Annotated in this window: 15 protein-coding genes and 1 pseudogene; all 16 read right to left on the reverse strand. The window is 74.5% G+C overall.

Features of this window, described 5'->3' with window-relative positions:
* Window positions 1–257: 257 nt before the first annotated feature.
* Window positions 258–1,247, reverse strand: coding sequence for a PI-PLC domain-containing protein (locus ACZ52R_RS41045; RefSeq protein ID WP_465626331.1), 990 nt, complete (start codon window positions 1,245–1,247; stop codon window positions 258–260).
* 118 nt (window positions 1,248–1,365) lie between these two features.
* Window positions 1,366–2,139, reverse strand: coding sequence for an NADase-type glycan-binding domain-containing protein (locus tag ACZ52R_RS41050; RefSeq protein ID WP_465626356.1), 774 nt, complete (start codon window positions 2,137–2,139; stop codon window positions 1,366–1,368).
* A 513-nt stretch (window positions 2,140–2,652) separates the two neighbouring features.
* A pseudogene (locus ACZ52R_RS41055) lies at window positions 2,653–2,721 on the reverse strand (zinc-ribbon domain-containing protein); the annotation flags it as partial.
* A 3-nt stretch (window positions 2,722–2,724) separates the two neighbouring features.
* Window positions 2,725–3,288: a phage tail protein gene (locus ACZ52R_RS41060; protein ID WP_465626333.1), complete on the reverse strand. Its 564-nt coding sequence runs from the start codon at window positions 3,286–3,288 to the stop codon at window positions 2,725–2,727.
* Window positions 3,289–3,479: 191 nt separating this feature from the next.
* Entirely contained in the window at window positions 3,480–5,441 is a 1,962-nt protein-coding gene (locus tag ACZ52R_RS41065) for a putative baseplate assembly protein (RefSeq protein ID WP_360509007.1), read from the reverse strand.
* Window positions 5,441–5,938, reverse strand: coding sequence for a GPW/gp25 family protein (locus ACZ52R_RS41070; RefSeq protein WP_360509009.1), 498 nt, complete (start codon window positions 5,936–5,938; stop codon window positions 5,441–5,443). The genes ACZ52R_RS41065 and ACZ52R_RS41070 overlap by 1 nt, the downstream gene beginning before the upstream one ends.
* A gap of 25 nt (window positions 5,939–5,963) precedes the next feature.
* Complete coding sequence (locus ACZ52R_RS41075) at window positions 5,964–6,275, reverse strand: PAAR domain-containing protein (protein WP_360509011.1); 312 nt, start codon at window positions 6,273–6,275, stop codon at window positions 5,964–5,966.
* A gap of 54 nt (window positions 6,276–6,329) precedes the next feature.
* A complete protein-coding gene (locus tag ACZ52R_RS41080) occupies window positions 6,330–8,108 on the reverse strand; it encodes a VgrG-related protein (protein ID WP_465626337.1) in 1,779 nt (592 codons plus the stop codon).
* Window positions 8,105–8,827 (reverse strand): CIS tube protein, encoded by a 723-nt coding sequence (locus ACZ52R_RS41085; protein ID WP_360509014.1) that lies wholly within the window; start codon window positions 8,825–8,827, stop codon window positions 8,105–8,107. The genes ACZ52R_RS41080 and ACZ52R_RS41085 overlap by 4 nt, the downstream gene beginning before the upstream one ends.
* A 73-nt stretch (window positions 8,828–8,900) precedes the next feature.
* Entirely contained in the window at window positions 8,901–9,326 is a 426-nt protein-coding gene (locus ACZ52R_RS41090; RefSeq protein ID WP_360509016.1) for a phage tail protein, read from the reverse strand.
* Between the two features lie 126 nt (window positions 9,327–9,452).
* Window positions 9,453–9,725 carry a hypothetical protein gene (locus tag ACZ52R_RS41095; RefSeq protein ID WP_360509018.1) on the reverse strand — a complete coding sequence of 91 codons (273 nt, stop codon included), beginning with the start codon at window positions 9,723–9,725 and terminating at the stop codon, window positions 9,453–9,455.
* A 3,512-nt stretch (window positions 9,726–13,237) separates the two neighbouring features.
* Window positions 13,238–13,396 (reverse strand): DUF6760 family protein, encoded by a 159-nt coding sequence (locus ACZ52R_RS41100; protein WP_360509020.1) that lies wholly within the window; start codon window positions 13,394–13,396, stop codon window positions 13,238–13,240.
* On the reverse strand, window positions 13,393–13,890 hold the full coding sequence (locus ACZ52R_RS41105) for a hypothetical protein (protein ID WP_360509022.1): 498 nt from the start codon (window positions 13,888–13,890) through the stop codon (window positions 13,393–13,395). Before ACZ52R_RS41105 ends, ACZ52R_RS41100 begins: the two co-directional genes overlap by 4 nt.
* Complete coding sequence (locus tag ACZ52R_RS41110) at window positions 13,887–14,327, reverse strand: phage tail protein (RefSeq protein WP_350524442.1); 441 nt, start codon at window positions 14,325–14,327, stop codon at window positions 13,887–13,889. The genes ACZ52R_RS41105 and ACZ52R_RS41110 overlap by 4 nt, the downstream gene beginning before the upstream one ends.
* Before the next feature lie 39 nt (window positions 14,328–14,366).
* Window positions 14,367–15,917 (reverse strand): phage tail sheath family protein, encoded by a 1,551-nt coding sequence (locus tag ACZ52R_RS41115; protein ID WP_360509024.1) that lies wholly within the window; start codon window positions 15,915–15,917, stop codon window positions 14,367–14,369.
* A 201-nt stretch (window positions 15,918–16,118) separates the two neighbouring features.
* Entirely contained in the window at window positions 16,119–18,242 is a 2,124-nt protein-coding gene (locus tag ACZ52R_RS41120; protein WP_465755335.1) for an ATP-binding protein, read from the reverse strand.
* Window positions 18,243–18,298: the final 56 nt, after the last annotated feature.

An 18,298-nucleotide genomic window follows, 5' to 3' on the forward strand; every position in this document is an offset into this window, starting at 1 on the left:
GCGACAAGACACGACTCAGCCCGAACCGGGAACCGGTGTTTCAGGGGATTGGCCGCTCCGGGACCGTCCGCGCAGATGCGTGTCCGGTGCTCCCAGCCAAGCGACTGGGAGACAGTACTCCTACTCCGTGCCCAAGAACAAATGCACCGGCCGAGGCCGCACAGCGGCAGCCTCGGGCCGCACCCGGTCTGCACCGGGTGCGGCCCGAGGCTGTCCCCTACGTGTACCTGTCCCCTACCTGTCCGCTATCTGTCCTCTCACTTGAACAGGCGGTCGCCGCTGGTGGCCATGCGGTGGGTGGAGCTGTGGTGGTTCACCCAGTCACGGACGAGGTTGACGGCGTTGGCGCACTGCCAGCTGTCGTCGTACTCGCGCACTCCGGTAAAGGCTCCGTAGCCGGCGATGATGCCGTCGACCCGGGCGTCGCCCAGCAGCTTGTCGACGTACCAGGGGTCGTTGTAGGTGGTCGTCCAGGAGAGCGTGGCCGCGAGCTGTCCCGAGGCGCGGTCCGCTGCTCCCTTCTTCAGTTCCGCGCAGGTGTTGTAGGTGGCCTCGGTGCAGTTGCCGAACCCCTTGGTGATGTCGCTGTCGCCGTAGTCCATCGCCCGGTGGCCGGTCGGGAAGCCGGAGCCGGAGCGCTCGAAGGCGCTTCGGACCGTGTCGCGGCTTCCGGTTGTCGTGATGCCCTCCAGGGAGCCGAGCTTGCCCTCGAGGCTCTTCCAGCCCCGGCCGCCGACGTCCGGCGTGTTCCCGCCGTGGTACTCGTAGAAGCCGTAGAGCACCTGGATCCCGGCGGCCGTCAGCCGCTGGGCCTTGTCCCGCAGCCCGGCGACGCTGCACGTGCGGTTCGGTTCTTCCCCGCAGTAGTTCGGGTCCTTGATGTCCAACCAGACCAGCGACAGTCGGCGCCCCGCGTTGGCGTTGGAGAGGATGCGGTCGATCATGCTGTCGAAGCTGGGGCCGAGGCGGTTCTCACCGGCCGAGGAACAGTCGTGGTAGGCGCGCCATTCGTTCGGGTTCCACCAGGCGCAGACGTCGATCTCGATGCCGTTGGCGCCGTGCTTGAGCGCGGCGTCCACGCCGTCCACGGTGTCGACCCGGTGGGCGATGGCGTAGATCGGGTGACGCTGGTCGGCTGCTGCCGCCGGGGTCGCGCCGACCGCCGTCGCACCGACGATCCCGCACAGCGCCGCCGTGATCGCCGGAACCGTCCGCCGGGCGGCACCGTACCTGGGGTGAGTGGTCAAGGAAGGCACTCCTTCTCGTCGATGTCCTGATGTGGACATGTCGATCCCACCAACTGTACGTTGACGCACGGTAAATGAGCGATAAACGCGGCCATCGCCCAGTTGATCGCCGCCGTGCTCAGGTCCGTTTGAAGAACTCCACCTCCGCCAGAGCGATGGCCCGGCCGGGGCCGGTCCCGGCGGCCTCGCGGACGGTGAGCTTCACCTGGACGACGTCACTGATCCCGGTCGCCACGGTCTGCGGGCCCGGCTGGTCGTTGAGCGTGATCTGCTTCCGGTGCTGCTCTCCGTTCGAGGCCGTCATCTCCAGGGACAGGACGAGCGGACGGGCCTGCTGCCGGAAGTGCTCCGGGTCGGTGGAGTCACCGGTGTGGATGATCAGGTCCACCAGCCGGAACGGGCTCCGGAAGCCGAACGTGATCGAGTCCCCGATCGCGGGTGCGCCCCAGTAGGTGTTGGTGAGACCGTCGTCGGCCGAGGACGCGGGACGGCCCTCGACGGCGGCGCTCGCCGAGGTCTCGGAAGGGGTGATCGGCGCGGTGCTGCCGAGCTTGTCCAGCACGTCCTGGTAGGCGTTCTTGCCGAGCGGGTACAGCAGGACCCCGGCGACCACCACCGCGACCAGCACGAGCAGGGCGATGGTGCGGCGCAGCGCGTTACCCGAACCACCGATCCGTACCCGGCGCCGGAACGGCCAACGGGTGCGCCACCACGGCAACTTGGGCGCGGCGGCGGTGACGGTCAGCGGAGCCGCGCAGCGGCGGCAGAACTTCCGCTCGGGCAGGTTGGGCGTGCCGCACCGGGGGCAGGGCGGGCCGTCCTGCGCCTCGTCGGCCGCGGAAGCCCGGACGACGGGGCGGGGTGCGACGGGCTTGGCGGGTTGCACGGCCACCGGGTCGGCCTGCGGTTCGGGAGTCGCGGGCGGCTCGGGAGCCGTCGTCGGGGCCTGCTCGGGAGTCGGGACCGGTGTGGAGGCCGGGACCGGTTCCGGATTCGGCGGCGTAGCCGGCGTCGGCGTGGGAGCCGGAGCCGGAGCGGGTGCCGGACGCACGCGGGCCGAGGTCGAGCGCGAGGTCTCGGCGGCCGGCGGGGCCGGCGGCTCCTCGAGGGGCGGGGGCGGCGTCTCGGCGTCCCGGACGGGCGGCTGCTCCCTCCTGCCGCGCGTCACCCGTCGCGACACGGTCCGCCACGTGGATTCGGTGCGCGCGGGCTCGAGCACGGCGGGTGCAGCGGGCTCCGCAGGCGCAGTGGGAGCGGCGGGCGCATTGCGAGCGGTAGGCGCAGCGGGCACAGCAGCCGCGGCAGTCGCGGCAGTCGCGGCAGTCGCGGCAGGCTCAGCCTCGGGCCCGGCAGCTGCCCGCGCGGACGCAGCCGGAGCGGCGGTCCCGCGCGACCACCCCAGGTAGGCACCGCAGTTGCCGCAGAAGTCGTCACCCTCCCCGTTGGCCGTTCCACATTCGGGGCACACCGGCATCCGTCAAACCTCCACTCGCCCGGGTGGACCGGGCAGGATCTCCACCCGGCACGTCAGGTGGACCGGGCAGCCCGCCCTGACGACGGACAGCACCTGGTCCTCGTCCAGCGCCGGACCGCGCAGCGGCCAGACCCGGATCAGCACGTCACCGTTCGGCGCGGACGGCAGGGCGGCACCGGAGTCGGTGGACCAGGTGGCGCCGCCGCCGTCCACGATCTCGGCGCCGGCGTCCAATACCAGCCGCAGCCGCTCGGTGAGTCCCCGTCGGGTACCGCGCCAGCGGTGCAACTCGACGGCGCGCTCGACCACCGCGCGGCGCACCTCCGTCGGCCAGGCCGCGTCGACCTCCACCGCGACCCAGGACCCCAGCCAGTCGAGGAAGTCGGCCGGCGCGAGGCGGGGCTGGAAGTAGGCGGGCAGGCTGTCCAGGGTGGCGAAGACCGGGGCGAGGACGGTGTCCAGGCCCGCCGTGAACCGCTGGGCGAAGTCGTCGTCGGCGAAGAGCGCGGGAAGCAGCTCGCCGATCGGGTGCGGGCTGGGCAGTCCCGGGACCGCCGCGCGACTCATGCGCCCACCTCGCTGCGCTCGGCGGGGGCATTCGCCCACACGCACCCCCCGATGATGAACTCGCTGCGCTCGCTCATGCGCCCACCTCGCTGCGCTCGGCGGGGGCATTTGCCCACACGCACCCCCCGATGATGAACTCGCTGCGCTCGCTCATACGCCCACCCCGATGACGCCAACCCCGCTGCGCTCGCTCATGACTGCCCGTCCTCGGCGACCGAGGTGACCACGATCTGGTGCTGGTGGGAGAAGACCAGGGCGTCCGGCGGGACCTCGACCCGCTCCGCGGGTGCGCCCCGGCGCCCGGTGATCGGGTCCGCCGGGAACAGTCGCAGTTCCTCGACCCCGGCGACGGCGGCCTCCCGCTGGAGCACGGCGAACACCTCCCCGTACTGCACCGCCCGGCCGAACGGCCAGCCCGAGCCGTCGGCGCCGCCGCGCAGCGGGTTGAGGTACCCGTACAGTGCGGCGAGCACCGCCTCCCGGACCCGGTCGGGGTCCGGGGAGCGGGTGGTGAGCCGGGCGACCACCGTCACGCCCTGGTAGGCGGGGGGCTGTACGACGATCCGGGTGCCGATCAGCCGCCGCTCGTCGAGGGCCGTCGCGACGGTGGCCAGCATCTGCTCGTCGGGGATCAGTTGCTCGAACCGCAGCCGCTCGCCGTCGTCGGCGACCGCGTCGGGGACCACCAGCACCCGTACCGCGCCCGCCTCGCCGCCGTCGGCGGGCACGCAGCTGATCCGGGCGGCGGACGGTGCGGCCTGCCCGGCGATCAGCTCGAAGTCCCCGGCGGTGACGGCGCGTTCCTGCAGCCTCAGCTGGTGCGGGGCGCGCAGCTTGGCGTTCTCGACGGTCTCGCCGTCGACCCCGCCCCTCGCCGCCTCGCGGTTGTCGACCCGGGCGATGTACGGGACGGAGCTGCGCAGCACCGTGATCGTGCTCCGGGCGACGTTGCCCGCGATCCCGCCGCCGGTGCGGTAGTGCGGGACGCGCAGCCGGGCGCCCTTGGGCGGCACCGCGCCGAAGGCGCGCAGGCTGCCGTCGGGTTCCCGTACCGCGGGCGGGAAGAGGAACTCGCCGGTGGTCGCGTCGAGCACCACGTGCCGGTCGGCGGGCGAGGAGTCGCCGAAGTGCTCGACGACCGCCCACGGCTCCCATCCGTCGCCGGCCGCGACCTCGACCACCGGGGGTTCGCCGTCGAGCAGGACCGGCGGTCTGGCGAGCCGGAAGCGCTGGCCCGCGACCCCCTCGGAGGAGCCGAGCGACGCGTCGGTGACGGTCTGCGCGTGGACGACGGTCGCGGTGCCGCCGACCGTGAACACCTCGGCCCGGCGGATGGTGGGGGACTCGGAGTAGAACGGCTGGCCCGGCTGCGGCTCGGTGACCCGGCAGCGCAGCCAGCCGGCCCGCCGGCCGGCGACCACCGACGCGGCGTGTCCGGCGGGCACGAACACCGCCACCTCGCCGGGCCGGTTCAGGCCTCCGGTGGTGTCGCTGCCGGTCTCGCAGGCGATCCAGCGTGCGCCGTCCCACACCTCCCAGGCCAGCGGCGGCTGGCGCGGGTCGACGCCGACGCCCTCCACCCGGCTGTCCAGCCGGACGACCAGGATGCAGCGCGGCACCACGGCCGGCAGGGCGAAGAGCATGGCGTCCCCGGCCATCGGACGCGGCTGGAAGCACCGGACGTCCGCGCCGTCGGCCAGCCGGGCCGTGCAGTCGGTCTGCTCCCCGGAGGCGTTGACGGTGACCAGCCGGTCCAGCGAGCTGGGGACGATCGGGAGGTCGTCGGCGGTGGAGAAGACCACCGCCTCGTCGGTCTCGGTGCGCAGCGTGGACACTTCGGTGCCCGCCCGCAGCAGGACCGTCTCGGGCTGCGGGGCGGAGAGCCAGAAGTCGACCTCGGCCCGGGCCGCGGCGGGCGGGAAGAGCCGGATGCCCAGCAGGTCGAGGAAGGCGGCGTAGTTCTTCTCCGGTACCCGGTTCAGCCGGTAGAGCAGCTGGTCGACCAGGTAGGCGAAGGTCTCGATGAGGGTGACGCCGGGGTCGGAGACGTTGTGGTCGGTCCATTCCGGCGCGCGCTGCTGGACGTACCGCTTGGCCTCGTCGACGAGCTGCTGGAAGCGGCGGTCGTCCAGGTTCGGGGAGGGCAGGGCCATCAGCTCGCGCCCCCGCCCGCGGTCGCCGGGAACCCGGAGCCCGGGAAACCTGTGGCCGGGAAGCCTGTGGCCGCGGACTCAGCGGCGGAGAACTCCGCGGCCGGGGACTCCGGGATGGTGTAGAAGGGGAAGACCAGGTTGCGGCGGTCGTTGGTGGCGCGCACGGTGTAGTGGACGTCGATGTAGAGGGTGCCCTCGTCGACGCTGTCGAAGGCGATGACCACGTCGTCGACCTCGATCCGCGGCTCCCAGCGTTCCAGGGCGATGCGCACCTCGCGCGCGATCCGCCCGGCGGTGGTGCTGTCGCCCGGGGCGAAGACGTACTCGTGGATGCCGCAGCCGAATTCCGGGCGCATCGGCCGCTCGCCGGGGGCGGTGCCGAGGATGAGCCGGATGGCCTCCGCGAGTTCCCGGTCCCGGTCGACCATGCCGATGCCGCCGGTGGCGTTCACGCGCAGCGGGAAGGCCCAGCCGCGGCCGATGAAGCTCCCGCTCATGCGTGCCTCTCCCTGTTTCGCTCGCTCACGCGACGCCTCCGATCAGCACGTTGAACGCGCCGGTGGTGATGGTGGCGCCGCAGGTCGTCTTGTCCCCCAGGCGGGCGGCGGGGAGGCCGCCGATCAGGACCACGCCCCCGGTCACCGTGCCGAGTTCGGGCTCGACGAGGTTGGCGGGGCCCATCTCCACGTGCGGGACGCAGGCGTGGATGCTGCCGACCACCGCGGCGGGCCGGCCGCCGATCAGCACGGTCGCCACCCTGAGGGCGCCTGGCGGCGGGGTGGTGAGGGCGCCGCCGTGATCGGTCATGTCGCCGGTCCGGGCTGCGGGGGGCATGTACGGTCTCCAATGCTCTGATGCTCTGCTCTGATGGTGCTTTCCGACGGTCCGTCAGTTGATGCGCACGAACGCCCCCTTGAGGACCGCCTCGGCCCCGCCGTCCACCGTGACCGCCGTCGTTCCCCGGACGGTCACCGATCCGCCGCGCACGTCCACCGTTCCGGTGCCCGCGTCCAGGGTGATGCCGGAGGAGGAGAGCCGCACCGTGCTGCCGGCCGCGCCGCCGAGGCCGTGGACGGTCAGGACGATCTCCCCGTTCTGCTGGTCGAGTTTGACCTCCAGCTTCTTGTCCCCGCTCGCCAGGCGGACCCCGGAGGCGCCGCCCGGCACGTCCAGCAGTTCCAGGCGGTGGCCCGAACGGGACACCACGGAGCGGCGGTTGACCTTGCCGGAGGCCGCGTCGACCAGCGGCACGTCGTGCGACGAGGGCCGGTCCACGCCGTTGTAGAGCCCGCCCAGCACGTAGGGGCTGTCCAGGTCGCCCTGCTCGAATCCGACCAGCACCTCGTCGTTGACCTCGGGACTGACCACGCCGCCGCCCCCGTGGCCGCCCCACTGCACGGTGCGCACCCAGTCGGAGACGTAGGTGTCGTCCAGCCACGGGAACTTGAGCTTCACCCAGCCGCGCTGCCCGTCGCCCGGCTCCCGGACGTCGGTGACCACGGCGACGGCCAGGCCCGGCATCCGCGGCCCGCGCGGCGGCGCGTTGCCGCCGGTGACCAGCCCGGCCAGGGAGCGGTCGGGCGACGCGCTGACCACCACGGTGGTCCGGTAGCCGCGGAACGGTTCGAGGAGGTGGCGCGCCCCGGTGACGGTGTAGCGGCCGGAGAAGGCGGCGCCGACGTTCCCCAGGGCGACGGCGGTGCCCGCCCGCAGCCGCGGGTTGCCCTCGGCGACCACCTCCAGCTCGCCGAAGCCGGCGGCCACCGAGGCGGCCAGCGACCGGGCCGCGGCGGTGGTCTCCGCCTGCGTGCGGTACGGGGTGTCGGCGACGGTCAGCCGGGCGGGTCCGGGGAAGGCGGAGGTCACCGTCGAGGGGCTCATCCCCGGCACCACCGTTCGGGAGGTCACCGACGGCTCGGTGGCGACCAGGGCGCTCTTGGTGGTGACGTTCCAGCCGCGCGCCTCGACCGTGTCCGCGCCGGCCGCGCCGGTCAGCACACCGCGCAGCTCCAGCAGGTTGCGGCCGTACTCCAGGACCAGCGGGCTCTGCGGCGCGGGGGTGGAGGGGGCCGGCGCCCCGGACGCGGGCTCGGGCCGGACGAACTCCAGCTTCCCGTCGTCGTCGACGCGCACGTTGGCGCCGCTCTCCTGCGCCAGGAACTGGAGGAACTCCCAGTCCGGGACGTTCGCCTGGGAGAGCTGCTGGTGGACGACCGGGAAGGAGTCGATCCGGCCGCAGGCCAGACCCGCGCCCGCGGCGACCTCGCGGACGATGTCGGCCGTCGTCATGTTCCGGAAGGCCTTCACCCGGCGCCCGCGCATCAGGCGGTGGGTGACCGCCGACGCGCGCACCACGGTGTACGAGCCCGTGGTGTCCACCTCCAGCTCCAGCGCGGTCACCTCGCCGGTGAACAGCCGCGCCCGGGTGTGCCCCTGCACGGTGACCACGGACACCCGCAGCTTGGTACCGATGGTGATCCCCGTCGCGGCGAGGAAGGTGTGGTTCGCGTCCCGGAAGGCCAGCACCGCGGTGTCGGGCAGGCCGACGCTCTCCTCGATGTCGCAGGAGACCAGCTGGGTCGCCCAGATCGGCGGCAGCGGGCCCGGCGCCTCGACGACCGGATCCGCGGCGAACGACCGGCCGCCCCGGGCCTCGGGAGTGGTCATGGCCGCCCCACCCGGGTGAGCTCGTCGATCCCCGGCACGATCAGCTCCGCGCCGGGGACAAGGGCCAGCGGGTCGTCGATGTCGTTGGCCTCCGCGATGGTGCGCCACGCCGTCGCGTCCCCGTACGCGCGCCAGGCGAGCAGCGGCAGGCTGTCGCCCGCGATCACCCGGTGGGTGCTGCGGGCCTCCGGCGAGCCGGAGGTCGGGTTCTGGCCCGCCGGGTCGACGCTCGCCTCGTCGATGGTGAGCGAGCAGACCGCCCGCAGCGGATTGCCGTTCACGTCGAACAGCGTGTAGGTGACGGAGAGGCCGGTCAGCACCCCGTTGAACGACGTCGTCTTCAGGGTGCCCCAGTCCAGCCGGATCCACGGACTGGCCGGCGTCTTGCGCGCCAGGCTGGTCGGCGTGGGCACGCACGCCGTCATCAGCTTCTCCACCGCCCGCTCCACCGAGTTGTCGTGGGTCGCGGTCGAGTCCAGGAACACGTCGAGGGAGAGCGAGCGCGGACCGCTGCCGACGAACTCGGGCAACGCCGACTCGCCCGCCATCCGGGACGGCGTCCGCCGCCACTCGGTGGTCTTGCGCAGCACCAGGGTCGCCGGGTTGAACTGGAGCTGGAGCTGCGCGAGCGCGCCGCCGGGCTGGGCGCCGACCGTCGACGGCGGCTCCATGATGGTCAGTTGGGCCCGGGTGACGCTCGCGGGGACCGCCGAGGACATCCTGGGTGCTCCTTACGTGGCTGGGACGGCTGGTGGGACGGCCGGGGGACGACTGGTGGGACTGCCTGGGACGTCAGGACGGGCGCAGGCCCGCGTGGGCGATCTCCAGGGTCTCCATCGCGGCCTGGGAGCTGGAGGGGTCGAAGGACGGCCCCTCCCACCGCACCGGGACGATCCCGAGCACCTGCCAGCCGACGATCCGGCTCAAGTCGGGCCGCAGCGCCACGATCTCGCCGTCCTTCGGCTCGACCTTCCGGACGATCTCGTTCAGCCAGCGCGCGATCTTGACGGTGTCCGCGGTGACCGCGCGGGTCAGCGTGATGTTCGACCAGGTGATGCGGCCCGGCAGCTGCCAGGCGAAGCCGTTGTTGCCGCCCTCCGCGTACTGCTCGATCTCGACCTGGGCGCCGAGCCCCGAGCAGGTGGTGAACTCGCCCAGGTCGTTGCCGCCGATGGTCAGGCTGAAGAACACGCTGGTCGCGAAGATGTTGTCGGTCATCGGTTCCGCATCCTGATTCCTGTGTACTGCTTCCGGTCACGTTGCTGCGGTCGCCAACCGGCCGCCTGTCCTGTCCTGCTGCGCCCTGCCTGCTGCGCCCTTTCGCTGCGCTCTGCTCGGTTGCGCTCAGCGGCGCCCGTCGTACGGCCGCCCGCTGCGCTCCCTCCCCCTGCGCAGCTCGGTGCGCAGCAGCCGTCCGACCGGTTCGACCAGGCGCCGGGCCAGCTCGTCGAGGTCGGCGGGCCCCTGGCCCCCCGTCTCGGCCGGTGATCCGCCGGCGGGCGGCGAGGAACCCGTCCGGGAGGGCGAGTTGATCGGCGGGGCGGCCTGCACCGTGGTCGGCGTACGGGCCGGCACGGCGGTCAACGGCACCCCGACCAGGCCTGCCTGCTCGGCCACCCGCTGCAACACCCGCGCCGTGCCCGCCGGTGGCGGCTTGGGCGCCGGTGACGCAGGCCCGGTCGTCGTGGAGAGGGCGGACGGTACGACAGGAGCGCTCGTGGCGCGCAACGCGACGGGCGAGGTTGCCACGGGAAGCTGCGGGTCCGCCGCCCGGCCCGGCGGCGGCGCGGAGGCTTGGGGAAGCCGGCCGGCGGCCGGGAGCCGCTGGACCGACGGGGCCGTCAGCGTCGCGAGTCGGACCACGGGCGGGCGCGGAGCCGTGGGCGCGGCAGCGGACGGCGAAGCGGAGCCGCCGGGCCCCGGACGCCCTGCGGACGCCGGTGCGACGACACGCTGTATGGCCGGGCCACCCGCGTTGGTGGTGCCACCCTGCGGCCGCCCGAGCGCCGGGGGCACCGGGCCGCCCGCGGTCGGAACCGCCGCACGGGCCCGGCCGGGCAGGGCGCGCGGCGGGTCCGTGGGCCCGGTCGGGGCGGCCTGGCCAGCGGTGCCGGGTGGGCCGGATGGCGCCGAACTGCCTCGCGCCGACGGGTGATCGCCCGCCCCCCGGCCGTCCACCCGGTCGGAGGGACGCCACGCACGCGAACGCTGCAGCGCAGCCGCGACCCCGCGCACCGCACCGGACGAGCCGCCCGGCACCGAACTCCCCTGCGCCGACGGGTCATCGGTCGCCGGCCGGGCGTCTCGCCGGGCCGATGGACGCCGAGAAAAAAGCGAACGCTGCACCGCAGCCGCAACCCCCCGTACCGCGCCCACGCCGGATGGCCTGCCCGGCGCCGTGGCTGCCGGACCGGGGCCCGGCAGCGCCGAACTCCCGCGCGTTGAAGGGTGATCGGCCGTCCCCCGGCCGCCGCCTCGCTCCGACGAACGCTGCACCGCAGCCGCGCCGGATGACTGGCGGCCCTGCACGACTGCGGGCCCCGCAGCGCCGGTTCCCAACGACCTTCCCTGCGAAGCCGGTTGCCCGACGGCGGTACGGCCGTCCCCCGCGCCGGGCGTATGCCGCGAACGCGAACGCTGCGGAGCAGCCGCAGGCCCGCGACCCCGGCCTCCGGGCGCCGCCGGCTCGGCAGCCGATTCGCCGTCCGTACGCGGCTGGAGCGCCCTGGGCCAGACGGCCGGCACCACGGGTGGGGCCGGCGCCGCCGTGCCTGCGCCGGGCCGAGCGCCCGTCCCGGTCGCGGGCGGCGTCGGCGGGGCGGCGAGGGCGAACCTCATCGGGCGCTCACCGATCAGCCCACGCCTCGGACCGGTGCGTGCCACGGCGCGCTGCACGCCCCAGCCTCCGGTCACCGGCCGCGCGGGAACCGCCGGGCCGACACCGGCACCGACACCGACACCAGCACCGTTTCCGAGCGGAGCGCCACCGTGGCTCGGGTCCCCGGCCGGGCGGGCCCGGGTCGCAGGGGCGACCGGCTGCGGCGCGGTGCCCGCCCGGTGCTCCCGACTCGTCTGCGCACCGGAACCACCGTCGGCCGGGCCGCTTCGGCCCGCCGACCGTCCGTCATCGCCGTTCTGGGACCGGGCTGCCGACTCCGCCGGGCCGTCGCCGGAACGCCGGACGGCGCGCTGCACCCGCGGCCCCTCGCCGACCACGGGCGCGGCTGCAGCGGTGGGCACGTCCGGTCCACCGTTCTGAGGTCGAGCTGTCGACTCCGCCGGGCCGTCGCCGGAGCGCCGGACGGTGGGTGGCACACCGGGCCTTCCGCCGACCGGGCCCCGGCCTGGGACCAGTCCGTCGTTGCCGCCCTGAGGTCCGGCCGGCGACTCCGCCGGGCCGTCGCCGGAACGCCGGACGGCGCGCTGCACCCGCGGCCCCTCGCCGACCAGCGGCGCCGTGGCGGCGGGCGTGCCCTGCTCCGCCGCGCTCCCGGTGCTGCCGCCTGTGGCAGCACCCGTCGTCGGGGTCGTGATCCGTCGGACCGGTGCTCGCCCACCGAGCAGCGGGGCGGGGCGGCCCGGCGCTGTGGCCGTCGGCGGCAGCGCGTCGAGGGGCGCACCGAGGCCCCCTCGGGTACGGGCGGCGGGCGACGGGTCGGGGCGTACCTGTCCGGCACGTTCGGGAGTCGGCGCCGACGGATGGGATGACGGTGCGGACGGTGGTGTGGACAGCGGTGGCTGCGAGGAGGCACCGGCCCCGGACGGCGTGCGCTGGACGGGTCCGGCGCCGACGGGCCCACGCGCGGGGCGGGGCGGCGCCGCGCCGCCCGGCTCGACAGCCGTACGGGCACGCCGGTCCTGGGTGGCGTCGAGTCCACCCGACTCGGTGCCGGTGGACTTCGCGTCGGCGGGGACGACCGGCATGGCCTGCGGGCCCGAGGCTGCGTCGGGGAGCTGCGGGCCGGTGGCGGCCCGGGCCACGGGTGAGGCGCTCGCGGGAAGGGAGGTCATCGGCGCACCGAGGACCGGGCGGGCGGGCGCAGCGGTGCCCGGCAGGGCAGCACGCTGGACGGTCCCTTCGGCCGGCCCGCTTCGCGCGGTCCCGGCGGTGACACCCGGGCCGGCTGCCGTCCGCACGGCGGCCTCGCCGGTCGCGGGCGAACCCGTGCCACCGGCCGTCTCCGGGCTGCGGCTCGGCAACCCGGAGACGGCACCCGGCGTCCCACCTGCCGCTGGCACCGCCGGCACCGGAACCGCCGTCACCGGCACCGCTGTCCCGGGGACCGCCGTCACCGGGCGCGCGGGCAGCGACCGGGGGCGCCGCGCCACGATCAGCGCTTCGCCGACGGGGCGGGGCCGCACCGGGCGGGCCGGACCCACGGCTTCGCTCCGGCGCGCCGACGCGGCAACCGCACCAGGCATTCCCGCACCGGGCATTCCCGCGCCGGGCGTGAGCTCGCCAACCGTGCGCTCACCAACCGTCGGCACACCACCGTTACCGCCGCGACCGCCCTCCGAAGCCGCCGGCCGGTCGGCCCGAGCCGAGCGCGCCGTTCGCGGCGCCGACCGCACGGGAAGCCGCCGTACCGCGCCGGACCGCTGAACCGGCCGCGCCTTCCTCGACGCCCCCGAGTCCGCCGCCGGCTCCGCTTCGTCCGCCCGTGGCTCTCCCGCCCCGAACGTACCCGTGGCGACCGGCATGGCGAGCTGGTCCCCGCCCGCGACGGGTGCGGCCGGCGCGACCGGCCGCACCATCGCCCGCAGGATCCCCGCCGGGGCGGACGGCAGGACCGCATGGCCGAGCGGGCCGCTCAGCGAGGGGTCCTGCCACGCGGCGAGCCGGGACCTGAACGTCAGGCCGTCGCTGACCCCACGCGCCGCCCCGGACAGGGTCGGGGCGAGCGGCCGTACCGCGCGCCACCCTCCGTCCCCCGCGGCCGGGCCACGCCGACCGGCACCGCCGGCACCGGAAACCCCGGCCATTGCCCCGGCACCGTCGCCGGAGCCACCACCGACACCGTCGCCGGAGCCACCATCGACAACGCCGGCACCGCCGAGACCGCCGACATCACCGTCCGCCGCCTCACCCGCCTTCCGGCGGCTGATCCAGTCCCGAAGCCCCACCCGGCTCACCCGCCTTCGCTGACACGGGTGTTGATCCGCGCGATCTCGCGCACCCACTGCCCGCGTTCGCGGTGGGTCAGGTCGAGGATGTCCTCCCGCTGCCAGTGGAAGTGATAGGCGATGTACGCGATCTCCTCGTACAGCCGAGCAGGCGCGTACGTCACGATTCCCCCAGGCGCCCACCGGCGAGGTCGACCTCGAAGGCGCCGTCGCAGTGCGGGCAGGTCACCGCGGCGCGCGTGTGGCCTTCACTGTTGATCCGCTGGTAGAGGTCCTGGAGGAAGGCGACGTCGGTGGCGTACATCCGCTCGACGATGCCGGTGTGCACGTCGGTGAGGTCGCCCAGCCTGGTGATGACGTGGCTGAGCAGCACCACGCTCAGGTAGGCCGGGTTCTCCTTGACCCGCAGGTCGATCTGCGGCATCAGTTCGTCGCGGGCGGTGGCCAGGCGCATGGTGCCGTGCCGGTGCACGCCACCCTCGTCGTCGACGTAGCCGAGCGGCAGCTCGAACTCGAACTCGGTGTGCGGCGCGCGCCGTTGGGGCCCGGACGGCCCAGGATACCCGGACGGCCCGGCGGGCTGCTGTGCCGGTGGCGCGGTGCTCTGCGCGGCCGGGGCCCGTTCGAGGAGTTCCTCCAGGCCGATCTTCCGCCTCACTCTACGCTGATCTCCTCGAACACGATGGTCACGGTCTCCGACGCGGCACTGGACTCGCCGGCGGTGAGCGTGGGGCCCTCCCAGCGGCTCGCCCAGGCGTTGGTCAGCTGGATGCGCCGCAGGGTGGCGCCGGTGGTGTCCTTGACCTCGATGGTGAGGTTCTGCCGCGCGGTGTTGATCGCCCCGTTGTTGAGCGTCTCCTTGATCCAGTTGGAGAACGCGCTGCTCTTGTCGAGGCCGCGGGTGATCGTCACCTCGCCCGGCATCCGGGCGCCCGGCTGCTTGCGGACGATCAGTTTGCCTTCTTGGGTCACCTGCTTGTACTCGACGACCTCCTGGTCGACCGTCAGGTTGCTGATCTCCTTGACGGACTCGACGTTGTAACCGCCGAGTTGGACGCCGAAGATGTGTGTGGAGAGCGGATCGCCTTCAGCCATGACGTGCTGTTACCTTCCGATGGATGCCGACCGTGCCGGTCACTCGTTGACGAGGCTCGTGCTGTCGGAGAACTGGGACAGCCGGAACACCACGAACTCCGCCGGCTTCACCGGAGAGACGCCGATCTCGCAGATCACCTGGCCGAGGTCGATGGACTCCGGCGGGTTGTTGTCGCGGTCGCACTTGACGTAGAAGGCCTCGGCCGCGGTCTGGCCGAACAGCGCCCCGCGCCGCCACTCCTCGGTGAGGAACGCGGTGATGTTCCGGCGGATGCTGGACCACAGCCGGTCGTCGTTGGGTTCGAAGACCACCCACTGGGTCCCCAGGAGGATGGACTCCTCCAGGTAGTTGAAGAGCCGGCGCACGTTGAGGTAGCGCCAGGCCGGGTCGGAGGAGAGGGTGCGGGCGCCCCAGATCCGGATGCCGCGCCCGGGGAAGGCCCGCACGCAGTTGACGCCGATCGGGTTGAGCAGGTCCTGCTCGCCCTTGCTGAGACGGATCTCCAGGTCGACCGCGCCGCGGATGACCTCGTTGGCGGGCGCCTTGTGCACGCCGCGCTCGGCATCGCTGCGCGCCCACACGCCGGCGGCGTGCCCGCTCGGCGGGACCATGACGTTGCGGCCGGTGGCCGGGTCGAAGACCTTGATCCACGGGTAGTACAGGGCGGCGTAGCGGGAGTCGAAGCCCGCCTCGTCGTTGCGCCAGCTGCGCATCTGCTGGGCGTTGAGGCCGGGCGGCGGGTCCAGGACGGCGATCCGGTCGCCCATCTGCTCGCAGTGCGACATGACGGCCAGCTGGACGGTGCGCAGGCCTTCGGCGTCGATGTCGCCGCGCTGGAAGGCGCTCATCAGGTCGGGCACCGCGACCATGGTGATCTCGTCGATCGCCTCCAGGCCGGAGAAACCGGTCCGGGCGGCGGAGTCGCCGACGTACTCGGCGGGGTCGAGCCGGGCGGCGGCGGCCGCGACCGGCCCGGTGGCGGGCGCGGGGGCGGCGGCCAGGGCGTGGGTCCGGCGCTCGGGGCGGCTCGGCGCGGTGCCGGCCTGCTCGGTGACGGCGACCAGCTTCGACTCGCGCAGCTGGGTGACGACGTAGCCCTTGGTGCTCTTGCGGGTCGAGACGTCGTAGGTCTCCACGACCTCGGCGCCCCGGCGGACCAGCAGGCGGAAGCGGTCCTCGGGGACGTTCTCGCCCTCCGCGTCGGCGATCTCGACGGACACCTCGCCGCCGGCGCCGGGCAGGGCCGAGAACAGGAAGCCGGAGACCGCGACGGGCGCGGGCGCTCCGACGGCCGGGGCGGGGGCACCGGCGGCGGCCTGCCGAGCCGGGTCGCCGACCCGCACCACGTAGGCGGAACCGCCGCCGTTGGCGAAGAAGCCGTAGACCGAGTGGGCCAGGTAGGTGCCCTCGGTGAACCCGCCGAACCGCTGGACGTACTGGTCCCAGTTGGTCACCAGCGTGGGTTCGTGGAAGGGGCCGGTCTCGGCGAAGCCGACGAACGCGGCGACGGCCGTGCCGACGCCCTCGATCGGCCGGGCACCGGACTGGACCTCCTCCACGTACACGCCCGGGGTCAGGTACGACGGCATTCGCGCTCCTTCGGGTGGCCGGTCATTCGTCCCCGAGTCTGCTGCCCGGGCACCGTCCGGGGACATGTCCCGAGGTCCCGGACCGGGGGCAAGAACGACTGCCCCCGGCGGCCACCACGACGGGTACCCGCAGGCCCCACCGCCCGCCGCCGAGCGGGCGGGCGGACGTGCGGGCGAGCGGGCGGACAGGCGGACGGGCGGTCAGGTGCGCCCGGCGTCCCCGAGGACGCTCAGCCACGGCCCGAACTCGCTCTCCAGCACCAGCCGGCCGAGCTTGCGGTACTCGCCGACCACCGCGGCGACCAGCTGTGCCATGCCCAGCGGAGCGCCCGCTCCGGCGGCCAGGTAGGCCGCGGACACCGCGCAGGCCCGGATGGAGCCGCCGGTGAGTTCGAAGTGCCGGGCGCAGAAGTCCAGGTCGAGGTCGTCACCGCGGGGCAGCCGCGGCCCCAGGCAGCGGTCCCACAGCACGCGCCGCTGTGCCTCGTCCGGCAGCGGGAACTCCGCGATGACGTCGATCCGGCGGGTGAACGCCTCGTCGAGGTTGGCCCGCAGGTTGGACGTCAGCACCGCGATCCCCTCGAACGACTCCATGCGCTGCAGCAGGTAGGCCGTCTCCACGTTGGCGTGGCGGTCCTGGGCGTCCTTGACCTGCGAGCGCTTCCCGAACAGCGCGTCCGCCTCGTCGAACAGCAGGACGCCGTTCACCTGCGCGGCCTCGGTGAAGATGCGTTCCAGGTTCTTCTCGGTCTCACCGATGTACTTGTCCACCACGGTGGACAGGTCCACGACGTACAGCTCCATGCCGAGCTCCGCGGCGACGACCTCGGCCGACATCGTCTTGCCGGTGCCCGACTCCCCCGCGAACAGGGCGATCACGCCGTTGCCCCGACCGCCGCCCGGCCGCATCCGCCACTGCCCGAGCACCTGGTCGCGGTGCCGGGCGCGCAGCACGAGCTCGCGCAGCCGGCCCGCGGTGGGATCGGGCAGCACCAGGTCGGCCCAGCCGACGGCGGGTTCGATCCGGCGGGCCAGGCGGGCCAGGCCCGCGGCGTTCTGCGCGCGCACCGCGGCCCGCACGTCCTCGGCGCGCACGGGGCGCCGTTCGGCGGCCGCCGTCCTGGCCGCCACGGCGGCGGCCCGCTCCAGCTTCTCCTGGTCCACCCGGTAGGCGGCCACCGCCTCGGCCAGCTCCTCGCTCAGCGGGTCCGGCTCACCGCCGTCCGACGGACCGGTCAGGGCGCGGGCCCAGCGTTCGGTCCGACCGCGCGCGTCCGGCGGCGGGACGGTGACCACCAGCGGGCTCTCCCGCGACCAGGCCGGGTCCCACACCTGCGGGCCGTGCACGATCAGCGGGACGCCCGCGAGTTCCGCGCACAGGTCGCGCAACAGGGCGGCCCGCTCGGGCCGTTCGGGTTCGAGCCGGTCCAGCGGTCCGAGCACCACACCGCCCCCGGCCAACCGCGCCTCGCGGGCGAGCACCCGCACGATGCCCGGCGACGGGCGGGCGGCAAGCGCGGCGGCGTCGATGACCAGGGGCGGCCGGCCGTCGGCGGCGAGGGCGGCCACGGCCGGCGGCCCGGCGTGCCCGTCCCGGTCCAGCAGGTGCACCAGTCCGCCGTCCGCCGCGGCCGCGCGCACCCGGTCGACGAACTCCGCGGCCGCTCCGGCGCCGGGGTCGGGCCCGGGGGTGGCGCGGCGGGCCAGCCCGGCGAGCGCGCCGTCCGGCTCGTCGTCGCCGAGCAGGTGGGCCGTCACCCGGTCCGGCACGCGCAGGGTGCGGGAGAGCAGTGGGCGCTCCGGCTCGGCGACGTCCAGGAGGCCGCCGGCGATCAGCGGGGCCCGTACGGAGAACCGGAAGCGGTCGGCGCCGGCCCCTGACAGTCCGCACAGTTCGAGGGCCAGCCCGACGGTCGCCCGGCGTCTGGTCAGGTCGTCGTTGAGGTAGCCGTAGAGCTGTTCGAAGCGGGTGTCGAGGTCGGGGGCGAGGGCCACCAGCAGGAGTTCGACATCCACCGGGAGCAGCCCGAAGGCCTCGCCGAGCCGGGCGAGCCGCGAGCCGGGCGGCGGCGCGGGACCGTCGCCGGGGGCTCCGCCGTCGCGGAAGGCCGTGGCGGAGGCCGCCAGGATCCGCTCCACCGCCTCCGGGCTGAGGTACTGGCCGCGGTACGGGTCGTCCGGGTCCGGGTCGTCGGCCCGGCGCTCGCACACCGCGCTGCGGACCCGCTGCTCGACGCGGTGCAGCCGTTCCCAGAGGTGGTCGGGTCCGGCCGGTGCCCCGTCGGTGGCCTCCGGGGACGACGCGGCTTCCGTCACCGACGTCACCGACGTCACCGACGGGACTGGCGGGCCCGGGTCCGGCGTGGCTGGCGTGGCCGACG

The sequence above is a fragment of the Kitasatospora sp. NPDC034023 genome (assembly GCF_055575795.1).